The organism is Chthoniobacter flavus Ellin428 (assembly GCF_000173075.1).
Taxonomy (GTDB): Bacteria; Verrucomicrobiota; Verrucomicrobiia; order Chthoniobacterales; family Chthoniobacteraceae; genus Chthoniobacter; species Chthoniobacter flavus.
Genome location: NZ_ABVL01000008.1, coordinates 121,682 through 136,870 on the forward strand (window position 1 = coordinate 121,682; position 15,189 = coordinate 136,870).

At 61.3% G+C, this 15,189-nt stretch carries 16 protein-coding genes; 4 read left to right on the forward strand and 12 right to left on the reverse strand.

Going from position 1 to position 15,189, the window contains the following annotated elements:
* Positions 1-5 precede the first annotated feature (5 nt).
* From CFE428DRAFT_RS14840 to CFE428DRAFT_RS14850, 4 genes are all read left to right on the forward strand, one after another.
* Positions 6-2,006, forward strand: coding sequence for a right-handed parallel beta-helix repeat-containing protein (locus tag CFE428DRAFT_RS14840; RefSeq protein WP_006980386.1), 2,001 nt, complete (start codon positions 6-8; stop codon positions 2,004-2,006).
* Complete coding sequence (locus CFE428DRAFT_RS33690; RefSeq protein WP_006980387.1) at positions 2,003-2,623, forward strand: hypothetical protein; 621 nt, start codon at positions 2,003-2,005, stop codon at positions 2,621-2,623. Before CFE428DRAFT_RS14840 ends, CFE428DRAFT_RS33690 begins: the two co-directional genes overlap by 4 nt.
* 168 nt (positions 2,624-2,791) lie before the next feature.
* Positions 2,792-3,823 (forward strand): glycosyltransferase family 4 protein, encoded by a 1,032-nt coding sequence (locus tag CFE428DRAFT_RS14845; protein ID WP_042725031.1) that lies wholly within the window; start codon positions 2,792-2,794, stop codon positions 3,821-3,823.
* 136 nt (positions 3,824-3,959) lie between these two features.
* A complete protein-coding gene (locus CFE428DRAFT_RS14850; RefSeq protein ID WP_006980390.1) occupies positions 3,960-4,811 on the forward strand; it encodes a class I SAM-dependent methyltransferase in 852 nt (283 codons plus the stop codon).
* A 7-nt stretch (positions 4,812-4,818) separates the two neighbouring features.
* Here CFE428DRAFT_RS14850 and CFE428DRAFT_RS33695 read toward each other — a convergent pair whose 3' ends face one another.
* The 12 genes from CFE428DRAFT_RS33695 to CFE428DRAFT_RS36650 are packed head-to-tail and all read right to left on the reverse strand — an operon-like array spanning position 4,819 to position 15,188.
* Positions 4,819-5,937 (reverse strand): glycosyltransferase family 2 protein, encoded by a 1,119-nt coding sequence (locus CFE428DRAFT_RS33695; protein WP_006980391.1) that lies wholly within the window; start codon positions 5,935-5,937, stop codon positions 4,819-4,821.
* The gene (locus CFE428DRAFT_RS14860) at positions 5,937-7,070 is read right to left on the reverse strand and encodes a glycosyltransferase family 4 protein (RefSeq protein WP_006980392.1); all 1,134 of its coding nucleotides are present in this window, start codon (positions 7,068-7,070) and stop codon (positions 5,937-5,939) included. The genes CFE428DRAFT_RS33695 and CFE428DRAFT_RS14860 overlap by 1 nt, the downstream gene beginning before the upstream one ends.
* A 2-nt stretch (positions 7,071-7,072) precedes the next feature.
* Positions 7,073-7,819: a GT-D fold domain-containing glycosyltransferase gene (locus tag CFE428DRAFT_RS14865; RefSeq protein ID WP_006980393.1), complete on the reverse strand. Its 747-nt coding sequence runs from the start codon at positions 7,817-7,819 to the stop codon at positions 7,073-7,075.
* Between the two features lie 33 nt (positions 7,820-7,852).
* Positions 7,853-8,959, reverse strand: a complete 1,107-nt coding sequence (locus CFE428DRAFT_RS14870; RefSeq protein WP_006980394.1) for a glycosyltransferase family 4 protein — start codon at positions 8,957-8,959, stop codon at positions 7,853-7,855.
* Between the two features lie 28 nt (positions 8,960-8,987).
* A complete protein-coding gene (locus tag CFE428DRAFT_RS37355; protein WP_157447521.1) occupies positions 8,988-10,082 on the reverse strand; it encodes a hypothetical protein in 1,095 nt (364 codons plus the stop codon).
* Positions 10,079-10,441 (reverse strand): hypothetical protein, encoded by a 363-nt coding sequence (locus CFE428DRAFT_RS14880; protein WP_042725032.1) that lies wholly within the window; start codon positions 10,439-10,441, stop codon positions 10,079-10,081. Before CFE428DRAFT_RS14880 ends, CFE428DRAFT_RS37355 begins: the two co-directional genes overlap by 4 nt.
* Positions 10,434-10,895: a glycosyltransferase gene (locus CFE428DRAFT_RS14885; protein ID WP_006980397.1), complete on the reverse strand. Its 462-nt coding sequence runs from the start codon at positions 10,893-10,895 to the stop codon at positions 10,434-10,436. The genes CFE428DRAFT_RS14880 and CFE428DRAFT_RS14885 overlap by 8 nt, the downstream gene beginning before the upstream one ends.
* Complete coding sequence (locus tag CFE428DRAFT_RS14890) at positions 10,895-11,902, reverse strand: glycosyltransferase family protein (RefSeq protein WP_006980398.1); 1,008 nt, start codon at positions 11,900-11,902, stop codon at positions 10,895-10,897. Before CFE428DRAFT_RS14890 ends, CFE428DRAFT_RS14885 begins: the two co-directional genes overlap by 1 nt.
* Positions 11,903-11,907: 5 nt before the next feature.
* On the reverse strand, positions 11,908-12,732 hold the full coding sequence (locus tag CFE428DRAFT_RS14895; RefSeq protein WP_083805162.1) for a glycosyltransferase family 2 protein: 825 nt from the start codon (positions 12,730-12,732) through the stop codon (positions 11,908-11,910).
* 53 nt (positions 12,733-12,785) lie between these two features.
* Entirely contained in the window at positions 12,786-13,709 is a 924-nt protein-coding gene (locus CFE428DRAFT_RS33700; protein WP_006980400.1) for a glycosyltransferase family 2 protein, read from the reverse strand.
* 38 nt (positions 13,710-13,747) lie between these two features.
* The gene (locus CFE428DRAFT_RS36645; protein ID WP_006980401.1) at positions 13,748-14,641 is read right to left on the reverse strand and encodes an MBOAT family O-acyltransferase; all 894 of its coding nucleotides are present in this window, start codon (positions 14,639-14,641) and stop codon (positions 13,748-13,750) included.
* Complete coding sequence (locus tag CFE428DRAFT_RS36650) at positions 14,619-15,188, reverse strand: MBOAT family O-acyltransferase (protein WP_006980402.1); 570 nt, start codon at positions 15,186-15,188, stop codon at positions 14,619-14,621. The genes CFE428DRAFT_RS36645 and CFE428DRAFT_RS36650 overlap by 23 nt, the downstream gene beginning before the upstream one ends.
* Between the last annotated feature and the right edge of the window lies 1 nt (position 15,189).

The following is a 15,189-nucleotide window of genomic DNA, read 5'->3' on the forward strand; positions in this document are numbered from 1 at the left end:
GACCCATGCGCCCAGTTTCCTTCGTCCTGCTGCTCGCCAGCCTCGCGTCCGCTCACGCTCTCACGCTCGACCTCAAGCCCGGCACCGACATTCCCAATCTCACCGCGGCGCGCGACGCCGCCCGCCAGGCGCATGCCAAAGACGCGAAGGAACCCATCACCGTCCGCATCGCCGATGGCACCTACTCGCTCACCGAGCCTGTCCTCTTCGAACCGCAGGACAGCGGCGTCACCTACGAAGCCGCTCCCGGCGCGAAACCGGTCTTCACTGGTGGCAAAAAAATCACCGGATGGAAAGCTGGCGAGGATGGCCTGTGGACGGCCCACGTCGAACCTGGCACCACCTTCGAAGCGCTCTGGATCAATGGCCGCCGCGCCACCCGCGCGCGCACGCCGAAGGAGGATTACATGCAGGCCACCGGCCAGCCGCTGGAAGCGCTGCCGGGCATCAAGCTCGCCGGTCCGCCGCAACAGACCATGCTTCAGGTCGCGCCGAAGGATGCGGAAATCCTGCGCGGCTTGAGCCCGGAGGAATTGCACGATGTCAATGTCGTCGTCCTCCACTCCTGGAGCGAAACGCGCCATCGTATCGCCAGCGTGCGCGTCGAGGACGGCACTCTGCAGTTCACCGGCGGCAGCCGCAATTTCTTCTCTCTCGAGCCGTTTCACCGTCTCTATTTCGAAAACCTGCGCGCCGCGGTGACCGATCCCGGCGATTGGTTCCTCGCGCGCAACGGCACGCTCTACTACAAGCCGCGCGCCGATGAGAAGCCCGAGACCGTCGACGCCTGGGCTCCCGTCGCATCGCAATGGCTGCTCTTCAAAGGCGACCCGGCGAAAGACGACGCGCTCGTCCACGACCTCCATTTCCGTGGGCTCAAGTTCGAGCATCAGGCCTACACGCTGCCCGAGACCGGCGCCGGCTATCATCAGGCCGAGGAACCGCTCGGCGCGGCCATCGAGGCCGATGGCTTGCGCAACGTGAGCTTCGAGCAATGCGAGTTCACCCACACGATGACCCACACGCTGTGGTTTCATCGTGGCTGCCGCGACATCACCCTGCGCCAATGCTGGCTGCACGATCTCGGCGGCGGCGGCGTGAAAGTGGGCGAACCGCACGTCACCGACGAGCGCAATCACACCAGTTTCGTCACCATCGATAACTGCATCATCCACACCGGCGGCCGCTATTTCCTCAGCTCCGTCGGCGTGCTCCTCTTTCACGCCAGCGATTGCACGATTCGGCACTGCGACATCGCGGATTTCTTTTACTCCGGCGTGAGCATCGGCTGGACGTGGGGCTACAAGCCCACGCCTTGCGCGCGCAACGTCGTCGAGAATTGCCACATTCATCATCTCGGCTGGGCGGTGCTCAGCGACATGGGCGCCGTCTATACGCTCGGCCCGCAACCCGGCACGATCATTCGCGGCTGCCATTTCCACGACATCGGCTGCGGCAGCTACGGCGGCTGGGGGATGTACAACGACGAAGGTTCCACCGGCATCGTTTGGGAAAACAACCTCGTCCATCACACGCAGGACGCGGGGTATCATCAGCACTACGGGCGGGGGAATATCATCCGCAATAACATCATCGCCTATTGCGCGGAGGAGCACGTGCGCCGCAGCCGGCCCGAGGAATTTCTCGCCTTCGCCTTCGAGCACAACATCGTCCTCATGGGCGAGGGACGACTCTTCGCCCACGTCGACAAAAACTGGGACGACGGCCGCGTCTTCCTCGCGGACAACGTCTATTGGAAGCCCGGCGGTCCCATTCCCGATTTCGCCGGCAAGTCGTGGGCGGACTGGCAATTCATGGGACGCGACACCGGCTCACTCGTGGCCGACCCGTTGTTCGTCGCGCCGGAGAAAGGCGACTGGACAATGAAACCGGAATCGCCCCGCGAAAAAAGATCGCTTTCCCTTCCCTTTCGACTGGAAAACAAGCCGGGGTCACTGGCGATAGCGCATGGCGCCAACTCGCCGCCGAGGAATTTCCGCCGATGAAATTCGGCCTGAAACCGAAGACGCCGCCGCTGGTCTTGCACGACGGATTCGAGAACACGCCGGTCGGTGCCCCGCCCGCCCGTGCCCGCATGACCATGAAGAAAGCGGGCGCGATCCAGGTCGTCGCCACCCAACCGAGCAAGGGGCAGCGTTGTCTCCAACTGACCGACGGGCCGGACATCGAGCCCGCTTACCAGCCGCACTTCTACTACAACCCCGGCCACGACCACGGCCTCACCCGCACGGCCTTCGATGTCCGCATGGAGCCCGACTACCTGCTCACCTTCGAATGGCGCGACGATGCCCAGCCCTACCACACCGGCCCGATGCTCAACTTCAGCAAGGGCGCCGCGCACGCCAATGGCAAGACGCTGACCACCTTTCCCGCCAACATCTGGGTCCACGTGGAAATCACGGCTAAACTCGGTCCCGACAGCGACTCCACCTGGGATTGCACGCTGACGATGCCCGGCAAAGAGCCGCAGCATTTCGACGGCCTGAAATTCGAGAAAGCCGACATGAAGATCTTGAAGTGGCTCGGTTTCTCCTCTCCCGGTCGCGCCGCGGCAAAGTGCTGGATCGACGAGATCGAGATCGAAAACAAGCCGGTCAAATGAAAGGCAGAACATCCAACATCCAACACCCAACGCCCAATTGCCCCCATGGCACCGCGGGCGTCTCGCAAAGCCTCGGCTTCCAATGGCGCAAGCGTGTTGGCGTTCGCGCTATCTTGATTGGATGTTGGGTGTTGGATGTTGGGTGTTGGATGTTTATTCCTTCTCCCCGTGGCTAACGTCCTCGCCATCATCACCGGCGAACGCGGCCAACGCGAAATCGTCCGCCCACTCGAAGCCGTCGACGTCACTTGTGCCGTGCTCGACTGGGAGGCCCTGCGCACCAGCGGCAACGCCCACGTCCGCTTCCTTCCCGAGGTCTGGAAGCTCGTCCGCACCCATCCCGACGCCGTTGTCTTCACCGACATGAGCTCAGTCTTCCTCGGCCTCATTCTCCTCGTGGCCAAGATGCACGGCGCACGCGTCTTCCTGCGCCTGCGCGGCGACCCCTTTGCCGAAACACGCGACCAACTCCGCTTCCATTGGGAGCAACGCGAATGGCCTCAACTCCTGCGTTCTGTGGTGTCGTGGCTGCTCGATCGCCCGCTCTTCGCCGCGGTGGATCACTTCGTGCCAGTCTCCGATTGGATCGTCCGGCGCCTGCAGATCCGCGATCGCGCTTCCATCGTCCGCATCCCGGTGGCCATCGAACATTTTCCGCCGCGTGCTCATCACCCGGCCTCACCGCTGCGTTTGCTCTCAGTGACGAATTTCAATTACCCACAGAAAGTCGCCGCGCTCGGGCGCTTTCTCGATCGTTACGGCGATTTCCTCGTCGCCAATGGGATGACCATCACCATCGCCGGTGCGGGCATTGCGTGGGAGACCTTTCGCGCGCGCCACGCTGGGCACGCCCAATTTCCCGGCTTCGTCCGCGACGTCGCCGGCCTCTATGCCGAACACGATGTGTTCGTGCACTTTTCCGACCTCGACGCTTTTCCCTACGTCGTCCTCGAAGCCCAAGCCGCCGGCCTGCCCGTGATCGTCAACCCCTCCTGCGGCATGCTGGAACAGGTGGAGGAAAATCGAAACGGCTTCCTCCTCGAACTCGAAGATCGCCCCGCCGTCGAATCCCTCCTTCTCCGCCTCCGCGATTCCGTCGACCTCCGCACCCAACTCGGCGCCCAAGCCCGCCATAGCGTCCGCGAACGCTACGCGCTTACGGTCATCGGTGAGCAGTTGCGCCGCGTGTTGACCTCCTGAGATAGACGGCTCCTGGCCGCCTGCTTTTCTCTTGCCTTACCATGGCGGCATCCATAGGAACGGGCGTCTCAGCGCCGCTGACGAACGCCCCTTTCATGATCGATACGAATTTCCAGGAATCCCTCGTGGATGTGAGATGGTGAAGGCGCTCCAGCAGTTCAAACGAAAGGTCCTGGAAGGGCTCATCTGGCGTCTGCAAAAGGGCGATTGGGCCGGCGAAGACGAGCCGCGGAAACTGAGCGCGACCCAGGAATTATTTTGCCAGTGGAACGCCGAGCAGCTCGGCATCACCCTCGAGGAAAGCCGTAATCGCTACCTTGCCTCGTGGCATTCCATCCGCCATGGACACGGCGGCAACGAATTCCGCGAATTCTGCGATCTCTCCTATCGCCTCTATCGCGTCTTTCACGATGACCGGCTGCAGGAGTCGTTCGCCTCCTACGAGTTTCACGGGCCGATGCATCTGCTGCGAATGCTCTCCTATTACGAGCCGCCCTGGCCCGACGAACATCCGGTCGTGCAGAATCTCGCCTCGTCCTCCACGGTGCGCATCCTCGATTTCGGCTGTGGCCTGGCGCACGTCTCGCGCAGCCTCGCCCTCAAACTGCGGGAGCAGAAGAAAGAGGTGCACCTGACGCTCGTGGACATCCCCACCGTTCGCAAGACGTTCCTCGTCTGGCTCTGCGAGAAGACCGGCCTTCCCGTCACTTTCCTGAATTGCACGCCGATCGCGCCCATTCCGCCACTCACGCCTTGCGAAGTGTGTGTGGCCACCGAGGTGTTTGAGCATTTGCACGAGCCGCTGCCTTACCTGCAGGCCATGCATGCGGTGCTTCAGCCCGGGGGATTCCTGCGGACGAATGTCGCCGATCACCCCGCGGAATATGGCCACGTGAGCACGAACCTCGAGCCTCTCCGCCGCCAACTCCGCGAGTGGGGCTACGAGGAGCTTCAGCCCAACCGCGTTTTCCGCAAACCCCGCGCCTGAGGGCGCTCTACACCAATGCGCCCGCCGCTTTCGTGAGTCGGCGAACGAGCTTCCGCGCATTTTCTCCGAGCAAAAAGAGCGCGGCGATGCGCACCCACGGCAGCATCCCTCCCAGCCCCGGATAAAGCTCCAGCGCGCGCCGGAACAACTCGAGCGCCTTCCATCGGGCCACCGGCAACGTGCGATAAGCCAGTTCCGCATGTTGCATCCCTACGACCCGCCGATACTCCGCCGGTACCACCTCCGCACCGAAATTCCCCGGACGAAATTTCAACGCCAGCAATTTCTCGAGCACCTCGAGAAAAGCATTCACCGACGCCGCATTGAAATCCCGCCGATAACTCGACAGCACCCGCGCTGCCCTCTCCTCGATGTCATTCAATTCGGCATTCGTCTCCCCGCCCAACAACGCGCGCAAATTCTCCCGACGGATCGCGCCGGTCGCTTCCTCAAACCTCACCTCATCCGCCGCTGACATCGACTGCGTCACCGACGAAGAATGCTCGCGATAAAGTAACAGCGGCTCCGGCAGATTCGCCGTCTCCCGCGACCGCGCAATGCGCGACCACAGCGCGTAATCCTCGGAATGAAACGACGGCGCATACCCGCCGAACACCTGGCGCACCACCTCGCGGCGAAACATCACTGAGCTGTGAATGAACGCGTTGTCGAAGCACAGATACCAGCGGATGTCCTCCGCGCCGTGCGGACGGAGCAACCGATACATCCGCCGCCCCTGCCCATCCGTCTGCGTCGCCTCGGTGCCGACGAGTACGCAACCCGCATGCGTTCGCAAATAATCTACCTGCTTCTGCAGCCGCTCCGGAAGACTGACGTCATCATGATCCTGCCGCGCCACGAACTCGCCGCGTGCCATCTCCAATCCACGGTTCAACGCCGGAACGAGCCCGATGTTTTGCGGATTCGTCACGACGCGTAATCGCGGATCCTGCACCGCGCTCAGGATCTCCGGCGTGCTGTCCGTCGAGCCATCATCGATGACCAGCAATTCGAAGTCGCGAAACGTCTGCGCGAAGATGCTTTCCAGCGCGGCCGGCAGGTGTGCGCTGCCGTTGCGCACCGGCAGAAGGACTGTGACCAGAGGACTGGCAGCCGTCATCGACATTACGCCGCGGCGAGCATCTCAAACACCCGCCGATGTTGGGCCAGCCAATTCTCTTTCGAGAAACGCGTCACCGCCCGGACTCGCGCGGAGGCGCGATAGGACGGCCATAGGGTCATGATCATTTGCACCGCATCAGCCATGGCAGTCGCCGCCGGCCAGTAATTCTTTTCCCAGCTCTGCGGCACCTCGAGCAGCGTCCCTCCATCGTCCCCAACCAATTCAGGCATGCCACCGCTCGCCGAGCCGATGACCGGGACACCGCACGCCATCGCCTCGATCGGCACCGTCGGACAAGGATCCTGGTATTTCGGATGCAAAAGAATGTGCGCCGACCGATAAATCGCCGGGGCCTCTTCCTGCTTGTAGGCCGGAATGCGTTGCACGAGTTCCGCGATGCCGAGATCGCGTAGCGCTTGCGTCACTTCCGCTTCCGCGCCTGGCCACAAGAGCCGCCCAGCGAGATGCAAGCGCACCGGAAACTTGCGGCGCTGCAATTCCGCCACGGTCTCGAGAACCGACAGCACGCGATAGCTTTCGTGATGCGAGCCCGCGGCCAGCAACTGGCAGACCTTCGTGTCCGGCGCTTCCCCCTCCGGACGGAAGTGCGCCATATCCACGCAATTGAACGCGATCTCCGCTGGCGTGATCACCTTGCCGAGGAAACGCCCGGCGCAAGCCTCGCAAAAGGCGCTCTGGTTGAAGATGTAATCCGCCCGCTCACGCAGCGCTCGCATCGGCCCGTTGATTTCCTCACCGCGGTCTCCATACCAGGCAGGATAGGCCACGCCATTTTGATTCCAGACGAATTTCACGCCCTGCGCCTTCGCCCAATCCACCAACTCGATGGCGAACTTCGGCGGCGCGCTGCTCACGAGATAGAGCAGATTGAAATCGGCTCGGATCTCAGGAAATTCCTCGGCGAGATGCAGCAGCTTCACGCGTCCACCGTGCACGAGCCCGGCGCTATCCGGCGCCAGGGCATCGCCATAATTCACCATCGGTTTTCCTCTCTGCGGCGAGAGCGTGAGACGGCTCAGTTGTTGCCGAAATCGTCTCCGCTCCGGGAATTCGAGCAAGCGCCAGAATTTCGAACGCACGCGAGCCGGCAAAATGGTGTCGAGCAGCGATGACATGGTCAGCGTTTTCTCAGGAATTCATCGTAGGCCGCGGTGAGGTGGCCGATGTCGAGCGCCTGCGCTCCGCGCTCCGCCAGGTCCCACGCCAGCACACCTGCCGTCGGACCGGCGGCGATGAGGAAGAGCACATCCGGACGGGAACAATGCGCCGCGGTCCGCTCGAGCACGGACGCGTACTCGCGAAAAGCATTTTTCGCCGGGCAGAATTCGAAATTCACTCTGCCTGCGGTGCGAAACATCGGGTGCTCCGCGGTCGCCGTCGTGTGGTGCACGACCACGATCTCCCGCCCCGCCCAAACCGTCTGCCACGCTGCAAAATATTCGGCCGATTCCAGCCCGACGATGCTCGCCGGACGCGAGACGAAGGCGGAGTGATATTCCGCGCCGCGCCGCACCAGGTGCGAAAACATTCGCCGATAACGCTGCCAGCTTCCTTTGCGATCCTCGGTCTTGATCTGCAGCGCGTCGAAATTGGGAATGCCGATCAGGAAATTCGGTCGCGGCTCGCGCAGGATGCGGCGCAAGCGGCAGGCGAGCTCCGGAGCCTGTTCCTGAAAGGAGATCGCGCCGCCGATCATGATTTCCAGTTCACCATCGCCGTAACGCGCGATGGAAGCGCAGCGCTCGCGAATGGCGCGCAATGTTTCCGTCTCGCCGGCCACATCCAGCGGCGCACCGGGAATGCGCAGCGCGGCGAGGGCGCGCGTGCGGTAATTTCGGAACCGGTCCAATGGCGTGGTCCGCATGAGGTGGTCGTAACGGGAAGTCAGCCCGTTCTGTTAACAGAATGGAGGCGTCGTTCGAGAATTTCCTCTGCGACCGGTGGCCCGCTCGCATTGCTCAGCCACACGGTCGGCGAAGCATTCGATATTGCCGGATTGCTCCACCGTCTCCCGCCCGGCGCGACCGAGGCGCTTGATCATTCGACCGTCCACGATCAACCCTTGAACCCGCGCCGCCAATTCCGCGCTATCGCCCGGCTGGACAAAGAGCACGTTGCGATCCTGGACCATCTGCTCCCGCGACCACAGGCCCTCGGTTTCGGTCAGCACCACCGGCGCTCCGCAGGCCATCGCTTGCAGGGTGACGCTTTGGCCGGACGGCTGATTGCTCGCTTGCAACGGTACCACCACCGCACGCGCGCGTTGGTAGAGTTCACGGACCCGCTCGTCCGCGAGTTCGGTCCCATGCCAGGAGCCGCGATGGTGAACGACATTGGGCGGCAGGGCATCCGGCAAAGGCAGCTTGGTGATGATGTGCACGGGGGCATCGATCTGCGCCGCCGCTTTCACCAGCGTGGCGAAATCACGCCGGCCATCATTCCCGATCGAAAAGACGATATCGCGCTTCACCGCCGGTTCGGGCCGCCAGAATTGCGTGTCCACACCAAAGAGATTCACCGAGATGCGGCTCTCCGGCAGATGGAAGAAGTCCCGCATCGGCAGCAATTCCGCCTCACCAAAGAGCAACGTGTGCATGCGGCTCAAGAGCGCCGCGGAAATCTCGCGCCGCAGATAGCCATGCTTGAAGTTCAGGACACCGCACTGAATGCCAATGATCGGACGGCGGATGACATCCAGGCGGGCCAGCGCCGCCAGCGCGAAGGCGATGTTCCCGCCCGTCGCCACCAGACAATCCGCGGCATTGAGCTGCGCGGCCAGGCTGTGCACCTGCGTGACCACGCTCGGGTCCATTTTCACCGGGCGCGCTCCGCGCGGCCACAGGCGACCGATCGCACGGTCGCCCAGCGTGGCCGGGCGGTCGAGATCGATCTCAAAATGCCGCACGTCAAATCCACGGCGCATCATTTCGATCGCACCGTAAAAGAATTCGGTCGGCGCCGCTCCCCGCTCCACATCGGGGAGACGAGCCAGCCGTCCTTTCATATAAAGAAAGGCGACCTTTACTGGCGGGCTAGTTAGCTCCACAAACCTCCCGGACAAATTTCGCGTGCGCCGCGGCAACGACCGGCGTGCTGTAGTGCTTTTCCACCACGGCCCGCGACGCAGTCTCTTCCATTGCAAAATCAAATTGCCCGGAGAGCACGCTCTCGAACGCCGCGGACCAATCGTCGTCGTCCTCACAGAGGCGCAACCCCAAACCGCCAGAGCGCTCCGAAACATCACGATAACTCGGCAGCGGACTTCCGAGAGCCACGCGACCACAGGCCATCGGCAGCGTGATTTTCCATTCAGTGTGACCCCAATTGTAGGAGTTATCGAGAAAGCGCGGGGAGATGAAAACACCGCCGACTGCGGTGTAAAACTGCATGAGGCTTCGCACCGAACGAAACGGAACCACTTCGTGTTCGACGGCCTTCAGCAGATCCTGAAAACGGCTCTTCCACGGATCGAACCAACGGTCGAGAGCCGCGAGTTCGTTGGTCACCATGATCACCCGGATGTGCGATGCGTATTTCCGCAGTGTCGCTTCGATCCGCAACAACTCGAATAACTTCACCGATTCCCCGCTCCAGAGCAGGTTGAGTTTGCCGTCGCGCTTCCAGGGCGAGTAGCCCGCCAGCCGCGTGTCGACGTCGTCGGAAATCCATTGCACACACGAGTGATGCTGGCCGCAGATTTTCGCGAGGTGGCTGGAGTCGGCGATCAGGGCATGGGAAAGCGCTGCCATGCGTTGCGCATTCGCCGTCTGCTCCGCGGTGGGCGCCATGCCGCGATAATAAAAAGTCCCTTCCGCAAGCGTGAAGTAGTCGACATTCACATCGAAAAAGATGCGCGTCCCTCGGGCCCGCAGCGATTCGGCGAGCCGCAGCGATTCGGCGTTCATCGACTTGAGGAAGATGACCGCGTCGTAACTTTTCCACGGCCGGTAGAGACTATAACGCACCGGCGCCGCCGCATCCGCATGCAAGGCCTCCGCAATCCACCCGAAGCGCATCTCGCCGACGGCCGAATGACTCGGGCATCCCCGCACCCATTGCCACACCCGCGGCCATCGCGGGAGCAGGCCGTCGATCACGAAACCCACCTCCAACATCCGCCTGCTCACGCGCCCGTTCCTTTCGGAAAGAATGTGCTGACGTCCACGGTCACGAGCGGACCGCGCGCATATTTTTCCATTTTCCAATCCGACACATTGGGTTTGCCCAGGAGACGGTTCAGGGCCTTGCGCAGCAACGTGGTTACACCCTTGCGGCGATTTTCGGAAACGTTGGGACGCGCCAATCCTGATCCCTGGTCCAGAGAGCTTCGCGGCACGAAGCAGGTGTGCAGACAACGATAGTGCGAGGCGTCCCAGGAGAATTGCTTGTGCAAATCCAGGCGGCGTGAAGCGTCGTGGCCCGGTTTGAATTTGATCGTGCCATTCGCCATCACATGCGTCACGGCGCCGTCCCAACTTTCAATCAAATGGAAATTGAAAAGCTTGGTCATGCTGCGGCACGGCGGCGCCAGGTAGCCGGTCGCTGTTGCGGCCAGGGAATCGACCGCCGTGCAGTTCCAGGACATTCCCGAAGACGATCCACCAGTCATCGTAGTCGCCGCGGAGCAACTCTTCCCGCAAACGAGGCAGCCCAACGGGATCGTAAACCTCGTCTCCATCAACGGCAAAAATCCAGGTCTTCGAACCGGCAAAACCACTGATCAGGAAATGCGATTCGCGAGTGTCCGTAATGCGGTGCAGCTCGATCTTGTTCGGAAATTCGGCGGCCAGTTTCGAGACGATCTCGAAGGTTTCATCCGTCGAATAGTTGTCCGCGATGATCAGGCGATCGCAGAAGTCGATGACATTGCGTACCGCGCGCTCGACGAAGATGTCTTCATTGCGCACGAGAGTAATGCCGATGATTTTTGCGTCTGCCATTACGAAGCCGCGCTCCTCTCCGCCAGCATGCGCTGCAAGATCTCCGCGTAGCTCAAGACCATCCGATCTCCGGAGGGAATCCGCTCCAGCACTTGCTCATGAAGCGCGGCATAACGATCGCGCGCAGACATCAGCGCCTCCGCAACATTCGCCCGAAAGCCGACGCCGTAACGCAGGCCGGCCTCGACCACTCCGCCGCCATCCTCGTGATACACCAGCGGCAGACCGCATTGCGCGCCCTCGACATGGTGCATGCCGCAGGGCTCCCAACGCGTTCCGGTAAGATACAAATGACATTGCCGCAATTGCTCCGCGAGAGCGTGGCCGGCGAGCGGCGGAAACGTGCGCGCGCTCTTCCACTGAATGTGTTTCGGCCAGCGGCCAATGATCCACAACTCGAAGCCCAGCAGTTTCCCTTCCGTGATCAGGCGGTCGACCTCTTCGTAAACGTCGAACCCCTTGAGCGGGTTATCCGACCAATGATGGGTGACGATGCGGAGCGGTTCACCCGCCTTCCAGGGACGCTGGCCGATGGGATGAAAGACGCCCGAGTCGGCGCCGTTGTAAATCACCGCATGCGGACGCTGCACATCAAACCACCGCTGCGCGTGGTAATCGCGCAACCATTCGGCAATGAAGATGGTAAAGTCGACGTGCTCGCTCGCCTTCGCCAGCAAGGGATCCATGAAGCTCGTGCCCTTGCGCTGGTCGCATTCGTTCACCCGATGGACCACCCGCACATGCGGATATTTTTTCCGATGCTCGATGATCTCCGGCATCCCGAAAGCCTTGAGTTGCAGATCATCCCGTGGATCGATGAGAAAGATCGCATCGACCTCGGGACTGAGGCGATAGGTCACGCGCCATCCGCGCGCGCGCAGAAACGTCCGCAGTTGCGTGACGAACGTGCTGCTCCCGCCCCACGGACCGGAGGTGGATCGCATGTTGATCGCCAGCGTTGCCACGGGCTTGGTCGGAATGAGCTTTTTTAAAATGCCGAGGTCCATGAGGTTCAGTGCAGTTGCGATGCGATCCGCCAGCCGCTTTCATCCCGCCTTCGCAGACAGAGCTTGCACGGATGCATCAGCCCCAACTTTCCAGCCACTGGGCGCAGGAAATCCGGGCAAAGCCGCGCTGCGGCCGAGCGCAAAGAGCTCTTCACGTAACCCGGCGTGGCGCCCCCGGCGCCGCGCAGAATGTCCATCGCCTCGCGCTGATATTCATTCTTGAGCTGATTGGTTTTTTGATCCCCATGCTGGCGAAAGCCGGCCAGCGGAGTATCGACCGCGTACAATTCGGCGTGCTGGAAAAAGCGCATCCACAGCTCGAAATCCGCGGCGATTTTCCAACTGGTGTCGAGCCGGCTCCCCGCACGTTCCCACAGCGAGCGCCGCCAGAAAGTCGATTCCTGCTGCAGCCAACCCGGCGCGTACCACGCCCCCGTCGGCAGATTCTCGCCGGCCATATATGCCGTGCGGCTAAAGCCAGTCCGCCGCGAGCACCGGACGGCGCGGCCCTGGACGTCCCAACGCAGCGGAAAGAGCGTGGTCAGCCACTCGATCTCGGGGAACGTCTCGAAGATTTCCGCGACGATGGAAAGCGTCCACGGCGTATGTTTGTCATCGGAATTCAGCCACCCCATCACTTCACCCGTGGACCGCGCGAAGCCTTTGTTGATGGCATGGTACTGCCCCTCGTCCCGTTCGCTACACCAGTAAGCCAGGCGATCCCCGTGAGTCTCGAGAATCTCCACGGCTGTGATCCGTGAGCCGCCATCGATGACGATATACTCGAGCCTTGGGAAAGTCTTGCCCAATGACCGATGCGATCGTCTCACCGAGGAAGCGCCCCCTGGTGAACGAAGGTGTGACTAATGAAATGAAGCTCATTTCAGGTGGACGAAAACATCCCCGTGGCGCGCCGGAAAGTCTCTCGCGAAACTCCCGTGGGCAGTTGCCACAGGCCGGGCGTGAGCAACGCGCTCACTTGCGTCGCGTAGGGCACATGCCAGCGGCGCAACATCTGGTTCACGCGCTGGCGTCGCTCGAAGTCCGGGTACTTCGCCTCTGCGTATTCGTAGCTGCGAATCTGCGCTTCCGATCCGTGGCGCCGCACCACGCGCAGGATTTCTTCGCGCCGCGTCTTGCCGCCGGAGCCGGATTTATGCGCCGCGTGCCGACGATAGGCGGAAAGAATCCCCTCGTGCATGAGGAAGTCACAATGCCGCCGAGCGCGAATGTACCAGTCCCAGTCGAAACCGAAGTGCAGCTCCTCATCGAGCGGCCCATTCACCTCCCAGAGAGTCTTGGTCCAAAAGGAGCTGGGTTGGTAGATGCAATCCGTCTCCCGCAGCGTCTCCACGGAATGTGCGCGGGCGCGCAGGATGCGGGCCGAACCATCGGCCTCGCGAAAGTAGACGCAGCTCCCGAAAAGCAGCGCCGCCCGGCCCACCGAGCCCGCGAGGAGACGGCCGATCGTCCGCAACGTGCCGGGCAGGAAAAAATCGTCGCTATTGAGCCAGCAGAGAATGTCGCCCGTGGCGCGGGCGAAACCGCGGTTGATAGCGTCCGACTGCCCTTTGTCCCGAGCCGATTCCCAGTGCGCAATCTGGCTTTCGTAGCGTTGGATGATCTCCACGCTGCCATCATCACTGCCGCCATCCATGATGATGTACTCGAGATTGGGATAACATTGGCCGAGGACACTCAGAATGGTGGTTTCAAGAAACGGCGCCTGTCGATACGAAGGCGTGACGACCGATATTCTGGGCCAGACCTCACCGTTGTTAACCTCTGAAGGAACCGTGCAGGACATGAAGGAGAGAGACGGAATGGGCCTCGAAGGCGAAACGGTCAAAAACGGAAATAGATAAATTCGCTCTTCGCGAACCGCAATTCGACATTGCGGATCAAGAAAAGCGAAAGGCAAAAGAGCAGCGCCATCCCGATCGCTTCGGGCGTGCCCAATTTCCGGGTCTCGATCCAACGCTTTGTCGTGGGGGCGACGTTCACAAACAACAGCAACCCCAACAAACCCGCCAGATGTTCCAACTGCAGGCCGGTCTTGAAATGATACAGCCGGAAATTGGAAAGATCCGTCATCTTGTGAAACAGATTTCCGGCTTCTTCGAGGCTGCTCGCTCGAAAAATGACCCATCCCAAAAGCACCGCCAGGAAGGTCAAGGAACGCCCACTCCACACGGGCAGCCGCCACGATGTCTTATGCCAAAGATGACAAATGGTCAGAAGCAATCCGTGAAAGGCCCCCCAGACCAAAAATGTCCACCCGGCACCATGCCAGAGGCCACCGATCGCCATCGTGACAAAGAGATTGAGATAGCGCCGGCCGGAGCCAAGCCGATTTCCTCCCAAGGGAATATAAAGATAGTCGCGGAGAAACCGGGAGAGTGTCATGTGCCACCGGCGCCAGAAATCCACGATGCTTTCCGCCCGGTAAGGTGCGTTGAAATTGTCCGGCAGACGGACATTGAACAAAAGGCTCAACCCGATCGCCATGTCACTATAGCCCGAAAAATCGAAATAGAGCTGCATGGAATAAGCCAGGGCGCCGGCCCACGCCTCCACCATGCTCGCTAACTCCGGCTTTCCAAAAACGGTGTTGGCCAGCGGCGCGCAGGCGTCCGCAATGACCACTTTCTTCAAAAGGCCGATACTTAACCAGGCGAGCGCAACGCTGACGTTGCCGAATTGCCAGCGCTTGGCGTCAGGCCGGGCGAATTGCGGCATGATCTCGCTGTGGTGCACGATTGGCCCGGGCGATCAGGTGTGGGAAAAACGACACGAACAGCGCATAGCGAGGAAAGCTCATCTCCGCAGCCAGGCCCCGGTAGGCATCCACGATGAAGGCTATCTGGGTAAACGTGTAGAAAGAGATGGCCAGCGGCAGAATCACCTGGGGAATGGACAGGCTGGCATGGAGAGCATGGTCGGCCGTACGAATGGCAAAGCCGGCGTACTTATAGTAACCGAGCACCGCCAGGTTACCCGCCACGCCAGCCGCCAGCAGCCAAAGTCTGGGTCGCGCCTGCAAGCTCCGACCGACGAGATAATTTACGGTGGTACTGGCGCATAGTAACCAGACATAGCCAAACATCCTTTGTGGCGCCCCATGACCGTCGAAGGGTGCGTAGGCCCAGTAACCGTAAAAGACCAGAGACATCGCGACGAGCGAGATGTTGGCCGCTTGCGAACCCCAAAAGCGCGCAATGCCGAAGTAGAGCAAAAGCGCCACCGGCAGAAAGCCGAAAAGGAATATGAAACTGTTAAAAAGCACT

Excerpts from the sequence above, each read along its gene's own strand:
- CFE428DRAFT_RS14885 (WP_006980397.1), bottom strand. The coding sequence starts at position 10,895 with ATGGCAGACGCAAAAATCATCGGCATTACTCTCGTGCGCAATGAAGAC.
- CFE428DRAFT_RS14850 (WP_006980390.1), top strand. The coding sequence starts at position 3,960 with ATGGTGAAGGCGCTCCAGCAGTTCAAACGAAAGGTCCTGGAAGGGCTC.
- CFE428DRAFT_RS36645 (WP_006980401.1), bottom strand. The coding sequence starts at position 14,641 with ATGCCGCAATTCGCCCGGCCTGACGCCAAGCGCTGGCAATTCGGCAAC.
- CFE428DRAFT_RS14865 (WP_006980393.1), bottom strand. The coding sequence starts at position 7,819 with ATGCGGACCACGCCATTGGACCGGTTCCGAAATTACCGCACGCGCGCC.
- CFE428DRAFT_RS14860 (WP_006980392.1), bottom strand. The coding sequence starts at position 7,070 with ATGTCATCGCTGCTCGACACCATTTTGCCGGCTCGCGTGCGTTCGAAA.
- CFE428DRAFT_RS14870 (WP_006980394.1), bottom strand. The coding sequence starts at position 8,959 with ATGAAAGGACGGCTGGCTCGTCTCCCCGATGTGGAGCGGGGAGCGGCG.
- CFE428DRAFT_RS14890 (WP_006980398.1), bottom strand. The coding sequence starts at position 11,902 with ATGGACCTCGGCATTTTAAAAAAGCTCATTCCGACCAAGCCCGTGGCA.
- CFE428DRAFT_RS14840 (WP_006980386.1), top strand. The coding sequence starts at position 6 with ATGCGCCCAGTTTCCTTCGTCCTGCTGCTCGCCAGCCTCGCGTCCGCT.
- CFE428DRAFT_RS33695 (WP_006980391.1), bottom strand. The coding sequence starts at position 5,937 with ATGTCGATGACGGCTGCCAGTCCTCTGGTCACAGTCCTTCTGCCGGTG.
- CFE428DRAFT_RS33700 (WP_006980400.1), bottom strand. The coding sequence starts at position 13,709 with ATGTCCTGCACGGTTCCTTCAGAGGTTAACAACGGTGAGGTCTGGCCC.
- CFE428DRAFT_RS33690 (WP_006980387.1), top strand. The coding sequence starts at position 2,003 with ATGAAATTCGGCCTGAAACCGAAGACGCCGCCGCTGGTCTTGCACGAC.